Origin of the sequence: Chryseobacterium glaciei, from assembly GCF_001648155.1 — a bacterium.
In the GTDB taxonomy this organism is placed as follows: Bacteria; Bacteroidota; Bacteroidia; order Flavobacteriales; family Weeksellaceae; genus Chryseobacterium; species Chryseobacterium glaciei.
The window spans coordinates 4,258,092-4,278,861 of sequence record NZ_CP015199.1 but is presented as its reverse complement, the minus strand read 5'-3'; the positions used below and the strand labels follow the sequence as shown (position 1 = coordinate 4,278,861).

Below are 20,770 nucleotides of genomic sequence, written 5' to 3'. Positions count from 1 at the left end.
TTTTTCATCACAAAACTCACTCTTGAGGTATTGACAATTAACCCTTTTTCATTTTTTCTTCGCTTGTTCAATCAATTTTTTAATCCTTGCATCTAAACTTTCACTCGACAAAGTTTGTCTTAAACTATCTACTTTTATAGGAAAACTTAAAGGGGTAAAAGTATTGGCAAATTTCAAAATAATTTTTGATTTTTCTATTCGTTTAAAGGCTTTAACCAATCTTTGTTCCTGCAATTGCATATTAAAAACTTCCGTATAAGCCTGTCTTACCAAGAAATGATTCGGATCATAATCTTCCAATACTTTAAAAATTAAACCTGCAGAACTTTGTAATGCCTTATTGGATCGCTGTTGTCCCGGAAAGTTTTGGATTACCATTCCAGAAATTACGGCGATATCACGGAATTTTCTTCTTGCCATTTCAGCCGAATTAATACTTGAAATTACATCAACCATCAAATTATCTCTGGTTAATATTTTTTGTAAATTTTCTTCATTTAACGGAATTTCTTTATCGCTGAATAACTCAAAACCATAATCATTCATCGCCATTGAAAAGGATATCGGAGCTAATTTTGAAATCCGGTAAGCAATCAATGCCGCCATCACTTCATGCACCAAACGGCCTTCAAAAGGATACATAAATAAATGATAACCTTCGCGGTTTTTAATTAATTCAACCAAAAATTCATCATCTTTCGGAATATGAGAACGTTCTTCCTGCTTTGCCAGTAATGGATGTAAAAATTTCAGTTCTTTCTCAGAAGCTTTTGGATTTAGCGCGCCTGATAGTTTTTCTCTTAAAAAGTGTCCTAAATTAGAGCTTAAAGGCAATCTTCCTCCTAAGTAACTTGGCGCCATCGCTTTCCCTTTCGATAATCGAACATAGACTGTCATGTCTTTCACAATCGCAATTTCCAAAACTCTTCCAGCTAATATAAATTTTTCTTCTTTTTTTAATCTTGAGATAAAATATTCCTCAACCATTCCGATATAGCCACCTGAAATAAATTTCACTTTTAACATCGCATCACTTACGATTGCACCCATATTCATACGGTGAAGCATGGCTATTTTTCGAGAAGTTACTTTAAATAAACCATCTTCCATCACAACGACTTTGTGATATTCTTCATAGCTTTTTAAAGCACTTCCGCCAATCGTTAGAAACTCGAGTATACTTTTCCATTCTTCATCTCTAATTTCTTGGAAAGTATAAATTTGTTTAATCCTTTCATAGGTTTCTTCAGGATAAAATCCATCGCCAATCGCTAAAGTCATTAAAAACTGAACCAAAACATCAAAACACAATACCTGTGGATCGCGAGGTTCAATAACCTTTTGTTTGACAGCTTCTTTTAATGCTGCAACCTCGATCAACTCTAAAGAATGAGTAGGTACACAATATATTTTTGAGGTTTCAAAAGGGGAGTGGCCGCTTCGCCCGGCTCGTTGAAGGAATCTTGCAACCCCTTTTGCTGAGCCAATTTGTATTACGGTATCAACAGGTTTAAAGTCAATGCCTAAATCTAAAGATGATGTGGAAACGACAGCTTTTAATTTTCCATTACTTAAATTTTCTTCAATCCAAATTCTTAAATGAGCATCGATCGAACTGTGATGAATCGCAATCTGACCCGCAAAATCCGGATAAGCCTCCAATAACAACTGATACCACATTTCACTTTGGCTCCGGGTATTGGTAAAAACAATCGTTGATTTAGAAGCTAAAATAATCGGAACCACTTTATCCGCTAATTTATGTCCAAGATGTCCCGCCCACGGCAAAATTTCTACTTCATCAGGAAAAACAGGAATAATATCAATCTTTTTATGTTCTTTGGCGGTAATTTTAGTCTTTTTAATGTTATAAGGAATTAAAGTTTCCAACGCTTCATCTAAATTTCCTATGGTTGCGGTAATTCCCCAAATTTTCATTTTTGGAACATATTTTCTCAACTGAGAAACACCTAATTCAACCATAACTCCACGTTTTGAGCCTAGTAATTCATGCCATTCATCCACCACAAAACATTGGAGATTTGTAAAGAATCGGAGGTGATTTTTCTGTCCTAGAAGAAGATGTAAACTTTCGGGAGTTACCACCAAAATATCGGGCATATTTTTCACCTGTTGCTGTCTTACTTTAGGATCTGTATCACCGTTTCGAACGCCTACAAGCCAATCTAGCCCAATCTCATCAATCGCTTCCTGCATTGCTTTTGCAATATCTTTTGACAGTGAACGAAGAGGAGTTACCCAGATCATTTTTAATCCTTTTTTATACTTTTCAGGATGCGTTAGAAAATCTGAAATTAGAGCTAAAAAAACGGAAAAAGTTTTCCCAAAACCTGTCGGAGCAATGACCATTCCGCTATATCCATTTCCGAATTTTCGCCAAGTTTCGATTTGAAAATTGAAAGGGGAATTGCCTTTATCAGCCATCCATTGTTGAATGACCTTAAATCCGTCGGTATTTTCAAATGCAGCCAATTTTTTTGTTTTTTGATTTTTAACGCTAGGTTCGCAAGGATATTTTTAAAATATTTTCTGCATATTTTTTCGTTCGCAAAGGCGTTTCACTCAGCCAAGGTTTATTGCTATCATTTGCTGAACGAAGTGCCCTTGCGAACGAAAAATATTTTCAATTATAAATAAATTCTTTGTGTCTTTGCGTTTATAAATTTAATTTATTGTATCAATTTTTTAATTTCTTCCAAATCATCAATCTCGTTCACAGTTTTATCTTTCCGCCATCTCACAATTCTTGGAAATCGTAATGCCACACCGCTTTTATGTCGATTGCTAAAACCAATTCCCTCAAAAGCAATCTCAAAAACCAATTCCGGTTTTACGGTACGAACAGGTCCAAATTTTTCAATCGCATTTTTATTGACAAACTTGCTCACTTCCATTATTTCTTTATCCGTTAAGCCTGAATATGCCTTTGCAATGGTGACCAAAACATCGCCATTTTTCACGGCAAAACTGTAGTCAGTGTAATAGGCACTTCGCCTTCCACTTCCTTTTTGTGCATAAATGAGAACGGCGTCAATCGTTAAAGGATTGATTTTCCATTTCCACCAATCGCCTTTTTTTCGTCCGGAATGATAAGGGGAATTTTTTTGTTTCAACATCAAACCTTCACTATTAATATCTCTGGAATTTTCTCTGATTTGGTTTAAATCTTCCCAGTTTTCAAAATCAATAACTTGAGAAAGCTTAATATTTTCAGGAGCTTGATTTAATAGTAATTCTTCCAGCATCGCGCGTCTGCCAGAGATTGGTTTTTCGCGTAGATCAGTTCCTTCCAATTCTAAAAGATCATAACAAAAAACTTCAATCGGAATTTCCAAAAGCATTTTTTTAGGTAAGTTTTTTCGGTTTAATCTTTTTTGTAATTCATTAAAATTTAAAACTTTACCATCCCTTACCGCAAGTATTTCTCCATCCAAAACAAAATTTCCTTTCATTGCCTGTATTGTTTCTGCAACTTCAGGGAATTGTTCTGTGACCAATTCTTCACCTCTCGACCAAATGAAAACTTCATCATTTCGTCTGATGATTTGTCCACGAATTCCGTCCCATTTATATTCAACTTGCCATTCGTCTGGAGTTCCGAGTTCTCCCAATTCTTTTTCTAAAGGATAAGCCAAACAGAAAGGATAGGGTTTGGAATTATCTGGGTTAATATTTTCCGCTGAAATCAGTTCTTTAAATGAAACTTCATCAGGTTGCCATTTTCCCATTAAACTGTGCATTAATGTGCTTGCTTCCTGTCCTGAAAACTTTGTTAAAGAATTAATTAATGTTTTAGAAGAGACTCCAATACGGAAACTTCCGCCCAGTAATTTATTGAAAATCAAACGTTCTGTATAATCCAATCCATTCCATGAATGTAAAACGAATTCTTTCTTTTCTGCTTCTGTTTTATTTTTTAAACTGATAATTTCATTCATCCATTCAGACAATGTTTTATCAATTTTTTCCGTTGGAGGAGGGAGAATTAACGAAATAGTTTCACCAAGATCTCCAACAGAAGAATAGCTTTCCTGAAAAAGCCAAAATGGTAATTGGGTAATTTCCAATGCCCATTCTTTCATATAATTGGTGTTGACATTTCGTTTCGGTCTTTTACCTGTGAACAAGGCGATAAACCACAATTTATCTTCATCGGGAGCGCGTTCCAAATAATCAATAATGGCATCAATTTTTGCGTTGGTCTTGTTGGTACTTTCCAAAGCGTTGATCAATTCTGCAAAATGTTTCATAAGTAGGGGATAGCATTTGTTTTGTTCACTTTTTCCGTTTTTCGTTAACCATGTCAAGGTTCAAAACCTTGACATGGTTAAGAGACTATTCAACATCTTTAATAACTTCTTTCTCGGTTTCCTCTTCATCATTATCGCCATACAACGTTTCAACGACATCAGATGTTATTCCGATTTCATTTAAATATTTAGAAAAAACTTCGGTTTGTCCATGCGTAACGTGTACAATTTCCGCTTCCGTAGCTTTAATGGCTTGCAACAACCCTTTCCAATCGGCATGATCGCTCATGGGAAATCCTGCATCGGCACTTCGCCATCTTCTTGCTCCGCGAACCTGCATCCAGCCTGAACAAATCGCTGTGGCAGCGTCCGGTATTTTTTTAATTACATTGCTATCCAACAAAGCTGGCGGAACAATCACAATATCGCCTTGAACATGTTTTATACTTTCTCTAAAATCGGGAACTTCATAGTCGGGAAGTATAATTCCGACCTCTTCAAATGCTTTATTGAGTTTACCAATAGAGTAGTGAACATAGATTTTCCCCATTCCCTCAACCACTTTCATGATTCTCTGAGCTTTTCCCAAAGAATAACCAATGAAAACTGATGTCTTTTGATTTTCCTGATTTCGTAACACCCAGTTTTGAAGTCTTTTATTAAGATCAGGAACTTCCAGCCAATTGTAAATGGGAAGTCCGAAAGTACTTTCTGTAACAAATTCATTGCACCTAACCAACTCAAAAGGCGTACTTAATCCGTCGTCCTGAACTTTATAATCTCCGGAAACCACACTTACATATCCTTTATATTCCAAACGAATTTGGGCAGAACCAATGATATGGCCTGCCGGATGGAGTGAGAGTTTAACACCGTTGATATCCAAGACTTCACCATACTGTAATGTCTGACATTCAATGTCGGGGGAAATTCTTTGATGTAAAATAGGTTTTGTGAAATGGTGACACAGATATTTTTTCATTCCCCAGCGGGCATGATCGGCGTGACCATGTGTGATAACTGCATAATCGACAGGTCGCCAAGGATCAATGTAAAATTTCCCTTGCGGACAGTAAATACCTTTATTGGTGAATGTGATTAGTTTCAATGGTATGATTGGTTTAGATTTAATATTCAAAAATCTAACCAATCACTTTAAGAATGTATGGAAATTAAAATTTTTAAGCCTTTTTCAATTTTAGCTTATAATTATTTAGTAAGAAGAAAGTAATAATTCCAACTGTTAATTCAATCAAAGCACTTCCTCAATAGATGCTTTTAACCCCGAAATAATACGGTAAAATCAACATTAACGGAATGTATAAAATCAACTGGCGTAAAAATACCAAAAAGCTTGCTTTCTTACTGTCATTTACTGCAGGATAGTAGGAAAGTGCCAACACCGTAATCAGTAATAAAGAGAGTACAGAAAAGAATAACCTGAAATCATTAATTTGATTATCACTCACTGTATATCAGAGAAGCATTAATCCAATTAATTGTTGTGGGAAAATTAAAGCTATTAAAAAGAAGAGTGAAAGTAATTTCATCCTGAACATTAGTGAAATTCAGGACATAAGAATTGCCTTCGGGAGAAATATTATCGAGTTGACAACTTGGTTTCAAGTCTACATGTAAAGGCACATTTCGTACATTGTATCGAAAATATCGTTGATCAATTCGAAATTAATTCCTTTATAAAGTGGAGGTTGTTTTGCCAATAAATTTTGTCTTTGGGAAGCCGGCATGTTATAAAAATGATCTACTCTTGGCTGAGTTCCTGTTCCTAAAGCTAATTTTTTCGTAAAATATTTTGTAACATCATTATTTTTTAAATCTAAAACTTCGATAATGTGAAGATTCTCTGATTCAATAAACTACCTTGGGGCTTAGGTCACTAATTTTACACTTTCAGATAAAATTTCGATACTTTTTTCCATTTCATCAAAATTTAAATTTCCGAACCCCAATCTCATTGCAGTAATATTTTTATTCTGATAAAGTAAAGTTTTGGGAATAAAAAGATTGTTTTGAGTGCAATGACGGCTGAGTTGCATCAGGTTGATCGGAATATTCCATTCTGCCCAGATAGCGAGGCCTCCCGATGGTTTTTGAAAGTTGATGAAATCTCCTAAATGTTCATTCAACAAATCAGAAAAATGATCTCGTCTTTCCTGATAAACTTTTAATGATTTCTTTAAATAACGGTTAATTTCACCCTCAGCGATCATTTCTCCAAGAACCCGTTCCATCAAAACATCGCCCTGTCTGTCGATAATTCCGAGGTATTTCCGCATTTCAATCATCAAATTTTCGGGAGCCACAATAAAGCCTGTACGAAAGCCTGGAGCAAGAGATTTTCCAAATGAGCCAATGTAAATAACCATTCCGTTCGTATCGGCGCTGGACAAGGGAAGAATCGGACTTTTATCATAATGAAATTCATAATCGTAATCATCTTCAAGAATGATAAAACCATATTCGTTGGCTAAATTGAGAAGCTCTAGTCTTCGTTTTGCACTCAAGGTGACCGTAGTAGGATAGTGGTGATGGGGCGTAATGTAAAGCATTCTGATCTTTTGTTTTTGACAGGCTTCTCTTACACTTTCTACGATAATTCCCTCTTCATCAATCGGAATTGAAACAATATCAACCCCAGCTTTTTGAAAGATCATATTTACAGAAAAATAACTTAAAGCTCCCACCAAAACGGTATTTCCTTGTGACAATAATATTTCCGAAACGATATAAATACTCATTTCCGTGCTTCGGGTGATGAGAAGATTATTCTTCGAAATGGGTAATCCTCGTGATAAATTGAGGTAATGGGAAAGATTTTTCTTGAAAAATTCACTTCCATCGTGATTGTAATGTCCTAACATTTTTTGCTGAGACTTTCGCTTCAGAATAGAGCTGTAGAATTTAGAATGTTGATCAATTTGGGTTAATCTGATATCTGGAACGCCATCATTGAAAATATATTCACAAGTAGAGTGCTCAAAAGGATTATCTAAAATATTTGACGTTTTAAAAGAAAAACCTGTCGATTTTGGGTACTTTTCAAGATGGTTTTCCTCAAAAGTTTTAATTTTTAATGGCTTTTCCTGATTCTTTCCGATGACAAAAGTTCCTTTATTCGGAAGGCTCTCTACCCAACCTTGCGCAAATAATTCATCATAAACCGCAACAATTGTATTTCGGTGTACTTCCAAAATCTGACTTAAAGCTCTCGTTCCCGGAAGTTTTATTCCGAAAGGAATATAACCTCTCTGTATCGCATTGATCAACTGATTGGAAATTTGCATATAGATAGAAGTTTCAGACTTTCTATCAATTTTTACAAAACTTTTATAAGGAATTTCAGCCGGACTATCCATAATACAAAAACTGGCACCATTCAACCATCCGGCAATATACTACATTTGAACCATAAAATAAAAATCTATGGAATTCTACAATCTACTCGAAAGAATTGTACAGGATAATGAAACGCATGCCAAGTGGCTGAACACCCTTTCTTTCATGGAAAATGCAGGAGCGAGAAAAATCTCTGCCTGTGAACATCCGACGAAAGTAAGTTTAATACAACTAAAACACGCTGCAGAAGAGCATCGCCATGCTTATTATCTTAAAAAACAAATCGGAAAATTGGATTCCGATTTATGCAAAACCTATGAAGAGAAAGAACTTTTAGCATCAATTGCAACACGACAATATCTTCATTCTTTGGATGTTAAAGCTTGTAAATATCTTCAGAATAATTTCAGCTTAACAAAAGAAGAGTTGAAATATGCAGCCTATCTTTTTGTGACTTATGCAATTGAAGTTCGTGCCGATGAATTATATCCTGTTTATCAGGATATTCTGACAAAAACGTCTTCTAAAATCATGGTTAAATCAATAATTCTAGAAGAAGAAGGGCATTTGGAGGAAATGATCAATCAACTTGACGAATTTTCTGAAAATTGGAAACCTCACGCTGAAAATATTTTAAAAATAGAACATGAACTTCATAACCAATGGATCAACGCGATCATTGAGGAAGTTGCAAAGTTTAATTATGCTTAAAAATTTCAACCATTTTCAGGAAGCTTTAGAAAAAAGAAGAGAAGAAGGGACTTTGAGAATTTTACGGCCAAAATCCGAAGGAATAGATTTTTATTCTAATGACTATTTGGGATTAGCGAGAAATAGTGAATTGCAAAATTTATTATTAAAACAAATTATAGAAAATCCTCAATTACTCTCCGGAAGTACAGGTTCAAGATTGATAAGCGGAAACAGTTCGACCGTTATTGAAACCGAAAATTATATTGCAAAAGAACACAACTATTCTTCTGCTTTACTTTTTTCTTCAGGCTATAATGCAAATTTGGCTTTATTTTCAACACTCCCAACCCGACACGATACGATTATTGTTGATGAAAAAATTCATCGTTCTGTACATGATGCCTGTAAAATGTCGCATGCGAAAAAGTTGAAATTTAAGCATAATGATGTTGAAGATTTAGAACAGGTTTTAAAAAAGCAAAACGGAAACTGTTATGTCGCTATAGAAAGCTTGTACTCGATGGATGGCGATGTGGCGCCCATTAAGGAAATCATTCAAATTGTAGAAAAATATAAAGGCAGCTTAATTGTGGATGAAGCGCATGCTTTTGGTGTTTTTGGATATGGTTTGGTTGAGAAATATCAATTACAGAATCGAGTTTTAACAACCGTTATTACGTATGGAAAAGCATTTGGAGCTCATGGAGCCGCAATACTTTGTGAAGAGATTGTGAAGTCTTATCTCATCAATTTTGCCTCTCCTTTTATCTATACAACTTCGGCTCAGAATATACAGTGGATGAGTATAAAAACAGGTTATGAATTTTTAAAAGAAAATGAAAAATTATCAATAAAACTCCAAGAGAATATTAAAATTTTTCGGCGACAAAATTTGAAAACTCCTTCTTTTGAAAACAGTCCGATTCAGGCGATTGTAATTCCGGATAATCATCAATTGAGAACTTTAAAGGAAACTTTATTGAATGAAGGATTTTTAACCTATGCAGTTTATAGTCCAACCGTAAAAGAAGGAACGGAAAGATTGAGAATTTGTCTGCACAGCTTTAATACAGAAGAAGAAATTATACAGCTAACGAAAATTATTAAAGAATTTACATGAAATTATTTGTAACCGGAATCGGAACAGAAGTAGGAAAAACCGTTTGTTCGGCAATTTTAACGAAATATTTTAATACTGATTACTGGAAACCAATTCAGTCTGGAGATTTACATTTTTCAGATAGCATGAAAATTCAAGATTGGGTTGGTGAAAATATAGTTATTCATCCTGAAACTTATCGATTACAATTGGCAGCTTCACCACATCAGTCTGCAAAAGAAGAAGGAATTACAATTGATTTAAATGAATTTAAACTTCCCGAAACTCAGAATAATCTAATTATAGAAGGAGCCGGAGGATTAATGGTTCCATTAAATAACAAAGAATTCATCATCGATTTAATTGAAAAATTACAACTTCCCGTGGCTTTGGTAGTGAGAAATTATTTAGGATGCATCAATCATACTTTATTATCGATCATGGCTTTAAACCAAAAAAAAATTAACCTAAAATATTTGATTCTTAACGGAACTTTTCCATCTGATACAGAAAGGATCATTTGTGAAAACATTCAACCGGAAACCGAAATAATAAGGATTCCAGACATTGAAAATATAACAAAAGAAAATATAGAAAAAAGTACAAAACAATTAACAAATTTAGAATAATGGATAAAAAAACAGAAATTAGAAATGATTGGACCAAAGAAGAAATAGAAGAAATTTATCATCAGCCTTTACTTGAATTAATTTATAAAGCAGCAACCGTTCATCGCGAGTGGCACAATCCGGAAGAAGTACAGATGTCAACATTATTATCTATAAAAACAGGTGGTTGTACTGAAGATTGTTCATATTGCGGACAAGCTGCACGTTATCATACGAATATTAAAGTTCAGGCTTTATTACCAACGGAAACCGTAATTGCTCATGCCCAAAAAGCAAAAGACAATGGTTCTTCCCGTTTTTGTATGGCTGCAGCCTGGAGAGAAGTAAGAAATAACCGTGATTTTGATCGCGTGATTGATATGGTAAAAGGTGTTAATGATCTTGGCCTTGAAGTTTGCTGCACGTTAGGAATGCTAACAGAAGATCAAGCCATTCGTTTGCAGGAAGCTGGTTTGTACGCTTACAATCATAATCTGGACACTTCAGAACAGTATTATGAAGAGATTATTTCTACCAGAACTTTTGATAATAGAATCAACACTATCAATAATGTCAGAAAAGTAGGAATTACGGTTTGCTCAGGAGGTATTATTGGTCTTGGAGAAAGTCATAAGGACAGAATTTCAATGCTTTTAACCTTAGCCACAATGCCAAAACATCCTGAATCAGTTCCAATCAACGCATTAGCAAGAGTAGCAGGAACTCCACTTGAAAATAATGAAAAAACGGATACTTGGGAAATGGTAAGAATGATCGCCACTGCAAGAATAGTAATGCCCTCTTCAATGGTTCGTTTGAGCGCAGGAAGAATTGAAATGACAGAGTTTGAACAAGGCTGGTGCTTCATGGCAGGTGCGAATTCGATCTTCACAGGAGAAAGAGAAACCTTATTGGTAACGCCAAATCCGGGAGTTTCAGAAGACATGCAGATGCTGCAAACTTTGGGATTAAAACCTATGAAAAGAGAAACAGAAAAAGTGATGGATCAGTTTGAAACCTGGAAAACAAGCTTAGTCTAATTTTAAAATTATGAATTGTGAATACTCAATTGTCAATATAAGCTTGGATAATTCACAATTCACTATTGACGATTCACAAAATTACTCATTACCAATTACCCATTACTTATGAATTTACAAGAACGCGACAAGGCCGTCAACTGGCATCCGTACACCCAAATGAAAACTGCCAACGACACCATTCCCATCGTTAGAGGAAAAGGTGTTCATCTTTATGACAATGAGGGAAAGCAATATATTGATGCAGTTTCTTCATGGTGGGTGACTTTGCATGGGCACGCGCATCCTTATATTGCACAACGTGTTTCCGAGCAGTTGAATACATTAGAACAAGTTATTTTTGCCGGTTTTACGCATGAACCGGCTATACAACTTTCCGAAAATCTATTGCAATTGCTTCCGAATAATCAGCAGAAAGTTTTTTATTCTGACAATGGTTCGACAGCCGTGGAAGTAGCGTTGAAAATGTGTATTCAGTTTTGCTATAATAAAGGAAAAGAAAAGACTAAAATTTTAGCTTTTAAAAATGCCTATCACGGAGATACTTTTGGCGCCATGTCTGTGAGCGGAAGAAGTGTCTGGACAAAACCTTTCGGAGAAATGTTGTTTGAAGTTATTTTCATCGATACTCCAACTTCTGAAAATCTGGAAAGCATAAAAAATCAGATTAAAAATTGTGCTGATGAAATAGCGTGTTTTATCTACGAGCCTTTAATTCAGGGTGCTGCAGGAATGTTGATGTATGAAGCTCAAAATTTGGATGAATTAATGAAATTTTGCAGAGAACAAGAAATTTTAATGGTTCAGGATGAAGTCTTTACTGGTTTTGGACGAACAGGGAAACTGTTTGCAGCCAATCATCTTTCAGAAAATCCTGATATTATGTGCTTTTCTAAAGGATTGACGGGCGGAACTTTACCGATGGGAATCACCACCTGCTCCAATGAAATTTACAATGCTTTTTTGTCAGATGATAAATATAAAACTTTGTTTCACGGGCACTCTTTTACCGCCAATCCGTTGTCTTGTACAGCCGCTTTGGCGAGTATGGAATTGTTATTAAATGAAGAAACACAAAACAATATTCAGCGGATTTCTGAACAGCATTTTCAGTTTTCAGCTATTTTAAAGCAACATTCGAATGTTGAAAATGTTCGTCAGACAGGAACAATTTTGGCTTGGGAGTTTAAAAATGATCAAGGAACTTCTTATTTTAATGAAATAGGAAAGATGTTGTATGATGAATTTCTGTCGAGAGGAATTATCATGCGACCTTTGGGAAATGTGATGTATTTGGTTCCGCCTTACTGCATTACTTCAGAGGAATTGAATTTTATCTATAAAAATATTCTGGAGGTTTTGGATAGATTTAAAATTGAAGAAGAAACAAATGCAAGTTTTAATCAAAAATTTGTTTAAAATTTTACTTTTTATAGTTGGAAAATCGCAAAGACGCAATTTTAATTAAGAATATTGTTTTTAAAGCGCAAGGATTTTATCTATGATAAAATTGATTATGCATAAATCACGAACTTAATGGAAATTAAAAGATTATAAAGTGAGAATCTTTACACCTTTGCGATTATCTAACAAAAATATTCTCTTCCCCATTTTCCTCGAAACTTTTTTATATTGTTTAAAACAAATTCTATGATTGATTGGCGTATTTTTTGAACTCGTCACTATAAATAATTTTCTATGTTATCGACATTTTTATTAAATCTTAACTGGAAAGAATTATTAATGGGTCATGAAGAATGGTCATTCATTCTAGAAATCATATTGCGTACAGCAATCATGTTTTTAACCATCATTATCGGATTACGAATCTTAGGAAAAAGGGGAGTGAAGCAACTTTCGTTATTTGAACTTGTGGTGATTATCGGGTTAGGTTCGGCGGCCGGAGACCCAATGTTTAATAAAGATGTGGGAATTATTTCATCCATCATTGTTTTTTTTGTTATTATTTTACTTTACAGTATTATCACCCATTTTATCGGAAAATATAAAGGCTTTGAACAATTGCTTGAAGGAAAATCCATTTGTTTAATTGAAAATGGCGAATTTGCAATAGATAATTTTAAAAAGGAAAATCTAGGAAGTGATGAATTTTTTGCTGAATTACGATTGAGAGGTGTTTCGCAATTAGGTCAGGTTGAAACTGCGATCGAAGAAATTTCTGGAGAGATCAGTGTTTTCTTTTATGAAGATAAAGATGTAAAATTTGGCCTACCAATCATGCCGAATTCTTTAGAAAAGCCTTTAAAAAAGATAGAAAAAGACGATTATTACGCTTGTACTTTCTGCGGACATACAGAAATCAAAACTCCCGGAGACACCCGCAAATGCTCAAAATGCAAAAAAAATGAGTGGATCCCCGCAAGCAATAAAAAAAGAGTTACCTAAATAAAGAATATGACAGAAAAAGAAAAATGTGCACAAGGACTTTTATATAATGCCAATTATGATCAGGAATTAATTGATGAACGAGTGAAATGCAAAGATTTGTGCCACGAATACAATCAAACCAAAAACTCTGATACAGAAAAGAGAAACGAGTTGATAAAACAAATTATCAAACATTCAAAAGAGCAGTTTTTAATTGAACAGCCATTTTGGTGCGATTACGGCTATAATATTGAGCTTGGAGAGAATTTTTATGCCAATCATAATCTTGTGATTCTCGATTGCGCTAAAGTTAGTTTTGGAGATAATGTTTTCGTTGGTCCGAACTGTAGTTTTTACACCGCAGGACATCCCATTAATGCTATTCAAAGAAACGAAGGCTTGGAATATGCTCATCCAATTTCTGTTGGCGATAACGTTTGGTTTGGCGGAAATGTAGTCGTTTTACCCGGAGTTTCTATTGGAAATAACTCTATTATTGGCGCTGGAAGTGTTGTTACCAAAGACATTCCGGATAATGTGATTGCTTTCGGAAATCCTTGTAAAGTTTTAAGAGAGATCACGGAAAATGATTAATTATTAATTTAAGTCAATTACATTGAAAGAATTCTTAGAACATATTAACCTTTATCATCCAATATCACAGGAAACAATTACAGATTTATCAAAGATTTGCACTGAAGAGATCTATCATAAAAACGAATTGATCTTGGAATCGGGAATGATGGCTCAATACTATTATTTCTTACAAAAAGGATTGATAGGATATTACACAAACAATGAAAACGGAGATTCTGTTTATAAGATATTTTTTGAGGAAAATAGCTTTGTTGCCTCCACTTCCGCGATCATAAAAAATGAACCTAGTGATTTTAATATCATTGCATTAGAAGACTGTAAGGTTATAAAATATTCAGCAAAAGAGTATAGAAAATTATTAAATAAACATCACGATCTTGCATTATTCCATATGCATTATCTTGAGAAAAACTGGGTCGTAAAAAAAGAACCGCTGGAAATATCTTTAAAATACGAAACCGCAAAGCAGCGTTATTTGTCTTTATTGAAGAATAAATCTTTGTACAATCGGCTGAAACAGCATCATATTGCTTCTTATCTGGGAGTTACACCCACTCAACTGAGCAGAATAAGAAAAGAATTAAAATAAAAGAAGCGTCAACATATGTTGATGCTTTTCTGTTTTATCTCTTGCAATTTTGCAGTGTAATATTAATCACTAATTAAACATTTTTACCACATGAAAAAGTTAATAATCATTTTATGCACAACAATTAGTTTTGCTGAAATATCTGCTCAAAAAATTACTCATAAAGAGGTTTTTAGTCCCGCAATGAATAAAAATATTAAGGCAATCATCATCACTCCCGATCTAAAACCGGCTACAAATTATAAAACGGTATATATCCTTCACGGTTATAGTGGAAATCCCGACAGAACTGTGAAAGAAGACCTTCCGGGTTTAAGCAAAAAAGCACAGGAATACAATACGATCTATATTTTGCCTGATGGAAATTATAATAGCTGGTATGTAGACAGTCCGGTTCTTAAAGACTCTCAATATCAAACTTTTATTGGTAAAGAATTGGTAGATTTTATCGACAAGAATTATCCTACCAAAAAAGAAAAACAATCCCGAGGAATCCTGGGATGGAGTATGGGTGGCTATGGCGCTGTGAATATCGGAGTAACTTATCATAATACTTTCGGAGTTGTAGGAAGTTCTTGCGGCGCATTAGATTTTACATCTTTTGGGGAAGGATATAAACATTATCAGGTTGATAAAGTATTAGGTTCTTTAGAATCATTAGATCCAAAATATTTAACAGATAATAAAGTAGAGCTTATGAAAACCGCACAACAAAACTATATTTTTGATTGCGGAACCGACGATCAACAAATGATCATGCAAAACAGAAAATTTCATGAAAAATTAACTGATCAAAAAATCCAACATCTTTATATAGAATCTATTGGTGACCATAATGCCAATTATTGGAGTCAATCTTTATCTAATCAACTTTCTTTATTTAATAGATATTTTGATAATAAATAGAATTGTGAATCTAGAAATTCAAGAATAAATTAAATGTTTTTTAACGCAAAGATTTTTAGAATTTTATATATTTAAAAGAGAGCAAAGAATTGAATCAATATAATTGATTCTTAAGAAGCTACCTTCATCAGCGACTCTGTCACATCTCTTTGCTCACTAAAAATAATATGTTTATATTAAAACTTTGCGTTTAAAATTAATTTTATTACTATCATCCGTTGATCTTTTATGGGTAATTTTATTCAAATTAATCCTCAACACTTTTATTTTTCGCAGCCTTCATTCCAAAATAGAACATCAGAATCACCGCAACACTTAAAAAGTAAAAAGAACTTTTCCAAGAAACATCCCAATCATGTAATTTTCCGAAAACTGGCGGACCAAATGCGGCAATCAGATATCCTATAGATTGAGCCATTCCTGAAATTTTGATCGCATTCGCGCTGTTTTTTGTTCTTGTTGAAAAGAATAAAATAGATAAACTAAAAGACAATCCGTTCGAAATCCCAATAATGACAGCATTTACATAAATCCATTGAGATTGCAGCCAGACAAACATCATCGTACTAGCAAACATTAAAACACAAATAAAAACGATTAATATTCTCTGATCTTTCATTTTACTTGCAATAATGGGACAACAAAAAGCAACCGGAATCATGGTGATCTGGATAACAAAAAGAACCCAGCCCGTACTTTCTGCCTGCATATTAAAATCGGTCAGCAACGATGGAAGCCATGTCATCAGACAATAATAAAATAAAGATTGTAATCCCATAAAAGCACTGATGCTCCAGGCTTGGGAAGATTTAAACATATTAAAATCTGAAACACTTAAAGCGTTTTTCGTTTGTTCTGCATTCTTTTTATTGAATAAAATTTCAAGAGTTAAAACTATAAGTCCCAACACCGCAATCACCAACCAAATTCCGAGTGAACCGCGCCATCCAAAACCTGTCCATTCCCCGATTCTAACACTGAAACCTGAAGCCAAGGCAGCCGTAAGATTCATTGATACTGCAAAAATTCCAGTCATCAAACCGATCTGCTTCGGAAAATTATTCTTAATATATCCCGGAGTTACTACATTTCCTATACAAATTCCTAAGCCTATAAATATTGATCCTAAAAACAGCATCCATAGAGAACCTGTAATTCTTAAAAACAAACCAAAGCTCAAAATAATTAATGAATACATTAAAAACCGACTGATACTGAATTTATGTGAAAATCGGCTCACCAAAACCGAACAAGTCGCAAACATAAATAGTGGAATAGAGGTCAGCATACTCACTTGGAAATTATCCAACCCAAAAGCTTCCCGTACATCGCTCAACACTGGAGCCACAGAAATGATAGGTGATCGTAAGTTGCTTGATACTAAAATCACTATCAACACATTAATGATCAATAAAATATATGAAGCATTTTTTCTTTTTTCAGTCTTTGTCATGGTAACAGAATTATTTTGATGCAAAATTAATACTGTCAGTTTGCTTAAGTTTGCCAATATTTTAATCTGAAACGACAAAAAATTATATCCTAAAAACAAAAAAAATCTCCAAGTTACCTCGGAGATTCATAATAGTTTTAATTATTCTAGAATTTGAACACGCAACCGCAAACGCTCATTTTGCCTTCTACGACTGTAGTCCATTGTCCGTTCCACGTACCTCCGTAAGACGCACATATTGCAGGACAAACTTCTTTAGCATCCTCGATACTCCAGATAGGACCAGCAAGAACGTCTAATGTATACTCGCTATCTCCCGTTGGCTGAGTATTCAGCTCAACTTCGATAACACTCATTTCTCCCTCAACAATGGTGCTCCATTGTCCGGTAAACTTTCCTAAATGTGCCGCTGCGATACGACCTCCTAATTTTTGTGCTTCGTCATTGCTCCAAAGTGGTCCGGCAATGATGTTAATTTTGAAATTTGACATGGTGTAATGTTTTTAAGTTGTTTAACCATTACAAAGTTGTCACTTAATTGAGATATAATATAGCGTAGAAAATACTATTTTTTATTTTCAGTATTTATACGCAGATCATAATGTACTAAATACTAATAGTTTATATTTAAATCTAAAATAAAAAAAAGACCTCCAAAAAGGAGGTCTAAAAAAACACAAATGATGAAAAAAAATTATTTCGATCCGCAAATATAGGAAATTATATTAGGTTTCATATAAAATTTACATAATTGATTGAAATATTTATTTTATCTAGCGAAATAGATTAAAATATTTACATTATTTTCTTAATTCAAATAGCATGTATTATAAAAATTAATTCATAAATAACAGTCAATCAGATTATTAAAATTAATCAAAATTCATAAATCACTTGATATAGGAACTATTGTTTATTGCAAAAAAAATTAAAGTATTTGAGAACTTTCTTTGATACTGTTCATTACAAAAATACTTTTGGTTTGCCCGATTCCCTCAATCTCTGAAAGCTGATTCACAAAAAATTCATGAAATTCATCCATATTTGGTGCTAAAATTTTCAACATAAAATCAAACTCACCACTGATGTTATAGAATTCAACGACTTCTTTAAGTTTGCTTACCTGTTCTATGAATTTCGTTGCAACACTTTTGTTATGGGCATTTAGAGCAATCATGCAAACGACCATCATGCCTTTATTCACTTTCTTACGGTCAACAATTGCGGTGTATTCTTTAATGATTTCCAACTTTTCCATACGTTTGATGCGTTCATGCGTTGGAGTAGGACTCAGGTTAATTCTTGCCGAAATATCTCTGATGCTTAATTTCGCATCCTTCTGCAATAAACGTAGTATAGAAAGGTCTTTTTCGTCGACTGAATAATTTTCGGTTGCCATTTGTTCTATTTTAAAGGTTTAAAATTCAATTAAAAGAACATTTGTTCTTAATTAATCGATTAAAAGAATATTTGTTCCAAATTTAGTACATAATTTTTAAAAATGTTCTAATAATAGTAATTTTGCCAGAAATTTTGAAGATTATGCCAACAAGAAAAAACCTGATATTAATTTTAGCTTCGATAGGAACTTTTGTGGAAGCCCTTGATATCGCTATCATTAACCTTACAATCCCTTCCATTCAGGAGCAATTCGGTATTGGAGCGGATACTGTTCAGTGGTTACAAACTTTATATGTTCTGTTTTTTGGCGGATTTTTAATTATTGGCGGGAAATTATCCGATCAAATCGGACGAAAAAAGATATTTCTTATTGGCGGATTGATTTTCATGTTAACGTCTTTAGGTGCTGGGCTTTCAACCAATTTCCAGGTTTTAGCCATATTCCGTGCTTTGCAAGGATTGGGAGCTGCATTTATCATGCCTTCAGCCTTGTCAATTGTCACGAACACGTTCAGAGAAAATCAGGAAAGAAACCGTGCTTTAGGCGTTTTCAGTTCATTTGCCGCGATCGGATCGGGTAGTGGATTGTCCATTGGAGGTATCATCAGCACTTATATGAGCTGGCATTGGGTTTTCCTTATTAATGTTCCGATTCTTTTGGTGACTCTTGTTCTTTCGTATCAATATCTACCTAAGGATGAGAAGAATACAAACGTTCAAAAAACAGATGCCATATCTGGGATTCTCCTTGTTTTGGGACTGTTAACGTTAACTTACGGAACCCACGAATTATTTCATATCAAAGAACAGCCGATTCAGGTTATTGGTTCTTTAGCGATTTCATTTGCTATTTTGGGAGTTGTATTTTATCGTTTAAAAACGGTTGCACAGCCTTTAATTGATCTGCAATTATTCAAACACAGATCTTTAGTGATTTCGAATATTACGTTTTTTGCTTTGGGAGCTTTTTTTATTTCATTTTTATTCTTGATCTCTCTGATGCTGCAGAAAGATATGAATCACAGCGCTGCTTCAGCGGGATTAATGTTGGTTCCGTTTAGTTTGATGTCTGCTTTGATTTCTAAATTTGTTCTGCCTCATATTTCAAAAAAAATGAATCCTTCTCAAATGGGAGTTTTTGGATGGAGTTTTATGTTGATAGGAGCCTTATCTTTATTTATATCCGTTTATATTGGTCATCCGTTAACAAGTGTTTTAATCGGCGCAGCGTGTATTTCAGGAGTTGGAATGACGTTTTGCTTTACAAGTTTATCAATTTTAGGCATCCAAGATGTACAATCTTCAGATTATGGAGTGGCTTCCAGTTTAACAAGCACGAGTTATTTTCTGGGCGCAGGAATAGGTTTATCATTTATGAGTTTAATGAGCCAAATCTTCCCATCAAAATGGGCGGTTGGGAATTTAAGCTTGGGAATTTTAACAGCTTATGCGGTTTGCGCAATCGGAATATTGACTTATTTAGTCGTAAAAGAAGTGAAAACTAAGAGAGCAGAAATGGCGATATCTTAATATATTTACCGTTGTACATTTTTCATTTTGTTTTTCAAAAATAAGTGAAACGGCTTTGTCTATCTTAATTTTTAATTCTTGCTCATCAGATCTTTGTGTTGCTTTGTGTTTAAAATTATCGCAAGGATAAACAAAGAATTTTAAATAATAAATTTCTTGACTAAAGAAAAACAAAGGCACTTCGTTTATATAAGTAAAACAAAATTTAATATTATTGATTTTCAAACGTTTAAAATTAAAGAAATGATAAAACGACTCACCGTATTCTGCGGATCAAGTTTTGGAACAGATAAAATTTATGAAGAGCAGGCTTATGAATTGGGAAAACAATTAGCTACCCAAAAAATCGGATTGGTTTATGGCGGTGCCATCACAGGTTTGATGGGAACCGTAGCTAATGGAGTGATGGAAAATAACGGAGAAGCCATTGGTATTTTGCCTCATTTTTTACAAGGAAAAGAAATCGCTCACAAACATCTTACCAAACTGATATTAGTAGAAACAATGCACGAACGAAAAACCAAAATGAATGAACTTTCAGATGGCGTTATCGTTTTGCCTGGAGGTTACGGAACGTTGGAAGAGTTTTTTGAAATGATAACTTGGGCTCAATTGGGATTGCATCAGAAACCCATCGCGATTTTAAATATCAATGGATTTTATACTGAATTATTAAATATGATTCAGACCATGGTTGACAAAGGTTTTCTGAAAGAAATTAACCAAAAAATGCTGATCGTAGATGAAAATATAGAATCTCTTTTAAATAAAATAAAAAACTACGAAGCTCCAAAAGTTGATAAATGGATCTCGAAAGATAAAGTCTAATTAAAAAATA

Annotated in this window: 19 protein-coding genes; 11 read left to right on the top strand and 8 right to left on the bottom strand. The window is 34.1% G+C overall.

The annotated features are described in order from the left end of the window. Positions 1-48: 48 nt before the first annotated feature. From A0O34_RS19310 to pdxR, 5 genes are all read right to left on the bottom strand, one after another. Positions 49-2,493, bottom strand: a complete 2,445-nt coding sequence (locus A0O34_RS19310; protein WP_157886074.1) for a ligase-associated DNA damage response DEXH box helicase — start codon at positions 2,491-2,493, stop codon at positions 49-51. A gap of 197 nt (positions 2,494-2,690) precedes the next feature. Further along, a complete protein-coding gene (locus tag A0O34_RS19305; RefSeq protein ID WP_066759841.1) occupies positions 2,691-4,271 on the bottom strand; it encodes an ATP-dependent DNA ligase in 1,581 nt (526 codons plus the stop codon). A gap of 85 nt (positions 4,272-4,356) precedes the next feature. Then, entirely contained in the window at positions 4,357-5,379 is a 1,023-nt protein-coding gene (locus tag A0O34_RS19300) for a ligase-associated DNA damage response exonuclease (protein WP_066758422.1), read from the bottom strand. Positions 5,380-5,899: 520 nt separating this feature from the next. Then, positions 5,900-6,121: a SidA/IucD/PvdA family monooxygenase gene (locus tag A0O34_RS22740; RefSeq protein ID WP_228394389.1), complete on the bottom strand. Its 222-nt coding sequence runs from the start codon at positions 6,119-6,121 to the stop codon at positions 5,900-5,902. Positions 6,122-6,160: 39 nt separating this feature from the next. Then, positions 6,161-7,648: a MocR-like pyridoxine biosynthesis transcription factor PdxR gene (pdxR, locus tag A0O34_RS19295; protein ID WP_066758420.1), complete on the bottom strand. Its 1,488-nt coding sequence runs from the start codon at positions 7,646-7,648 to the stop codon at positions 6,161-6,163. Between the two features lie 67 nt (positions 7,649-7,715). On the opposite strand from pdxR, the gene A0O34_RS19290 reads away from it, so the two are divergent. From A0O34_RS19290 to A0O34_RS19250, 9 genes are all read left to right on the top strand, one after another. Then, positions 7,716-8,339: a hypothetical protein gene (locus A0O34_RS19290; protein ID WP_066758416.1), complete on the top strand. Its 624-nt coding sequence runs from the start codon at positions 7,716-7,718 to the stop codon at positions 8,337-8,339. After that, entirely contained in the window at positions 8,332-9,441 is a 1,110-nt protein-coding gene (locus A0O34_RS19285) for an aminotransferase class I/II-fold pyridoxal phosphate-dependent enzyme (RefSeq protein WP_066758414.1), read from the top strand. Before A0O34_RS19290 ends, A0O34_RS19285 begins: the two co-directional genes overlap by 8 nt. Then, complete coding sequence (gene bioD, locus A0O34_RS19280) at positions 9,438-10,049, top strand: dethiobiotin synthase (protein WP_066758412.1); 612 nt, start codon at positions 9,438-9,440, stop codon at positions 10,047-10,049. The genes A0O34_RS19285 and bioD overlap by 4 nt, the downstream gene beginning before the upstream one ends. Beyond that, entirely contained in the window at positions 10,049-11,068 is a 1,020-nt protein-coding gene (gene bioB, locus A0O34_RS19275) for a biotin synthase BioB (protein ID WP_066758410.1), read from the top strand. The genes bioD and bioB overlap by 1 nt, the downstream gene beginning before the upstream one ends. Before the next feature lie 108 nt (positions 11,069-11,176). Beyond that, positions 11,177-12,487, top strand: a complete 1,311-nt coding sequence (bioA, locus tag A0O34_RS19270; RefSeq protein ID WP_066758408.1) for an adenosylmethionine--8-amino-7-oxononanoate transaminase — start codon at positions 11,177-11,179, stop codon at positions 12,485-12,487. Positions 12,488-12,766: 279 nt separating this feature from the next. Next, positions 12,767-13,474: a YetF domain-containing protein gene (locus A0O34_RS22455; RefSeq protein ID WP_157886072.1), complete on the top strand. Its 708-nt coding sequence runs from the start codon at positions 12,767-12,769 to the stop codon at positions 13,472-13,474. A 9-nt stretch (positions 13,475-13,483) separates the two neighbouring features. Further along, entirely contained in the window at positions 13,484-14,050 is a 567-nt protein-coding gene (locus A0O34_RS22450; protein WP_066758406.1) for a sugar O-acetyltransferase, read from the top strand. A gap of 22 nt (positions 14,051-14,072) precedes the next feature. Then, positions 14,073-14,642: a Crp/Fnr family transcriptional regulator gene (locus tag A0O34_RS19255; RefSeq protein ID WP_066758404.1), complete on the top strand. Its 570-nt coding sequence runs from the start codon at positions 14,073-14,075 to the stop codon at positions 14,640-14,642. Between the two features lie 90 nt (positions 14,643-14,732). Further along, complete coding sequence (locus A0O34_RS19250; RefSeq protein ID WP_066758402.1) at positions 14,733-15,548, top strand: alpha/beta hydrolase; 816 nt, start codon at positions 14,733-14,735, stop codon at positions 15,546-15,548. Between the two features lie 247 nt (positions 15,549-15,795). Here A0O34_RS19250 and A0O34_RS19245 read toward each other — a convergent pair whose 3' ends face one another. From A0O34_RS19245 to A0O34_RS19235, 3 genes are all read right to left on the bottom strand, one after another. Then, entirely contained in the window at positions 15,796-17,001 is a 1,206-nt protein-coding gene (locus tag A0O34_RS19245; RefSeq protein ID WP_066758399.1) for a CynX/NimT family MFS transporter, read from the bottom strand. 146 nt (positions 17,002-17,147) lie between these two features. After that, positions 17,148-17,492: a mannan-binding lectin gene (locus A0O34_RS19240; protein WP_066758397.1), complete on the bottom strand. Its 345-nt coding sequence runs from the start codon at positions 17,490-17,492 to the stop codon at positions 17,148-17,150. A 437-nt stretch (positions 17,493-17,929) separates the two neighbouring features. Further along, a complete protein-coding gene (locus A0O34_RS19235) occupies positions 17,930-18,400 on the bottom strand; it encodes an Lrp/AsnC family transcriptional regulator (RefSeq protein WP_066758395.1) in 471 nt (156 codons plus the stop codon). A 143-nt stretch (positions 18,401-18,543) separates the two neighbouring features. Here A0O34_RS19235 and A0O34_RS19230 point away from each other — a divergent pair, with 143 nt between their 5' ends. Both A0O34_RS19230 and A0O34_RS19225 read left to right on the top strand, forming a co-directional pair. Further along, positions 18,544-19,932 carry an MFS transporter gene (locus A0O34_RS19230; protein WP_066758393.1) on the top strand — a complete coding sequence of 463 codons (1,389 nt, stop codon included), beginning with the start codon at positions 18,544-18,546 and terminating at the stop codon, positions 19,930-19,932. Positions 19,933-20,175: 243 nt separating this feature from the next. Then, the gene (locus A0O34_RS19225) at positions 20,176-20,760 is read left to right on the top strand and encodes an LOG family protein (protein ID WP_066759834.1); all 585 of its coding nucleotides are present in this window, start codon (positions 20,176-20,178) and stop codon (positions 20,758-20,760) included. The last annotated feature ends 10 nt before the right edge of the window (positions 20,761-20,770 follow it).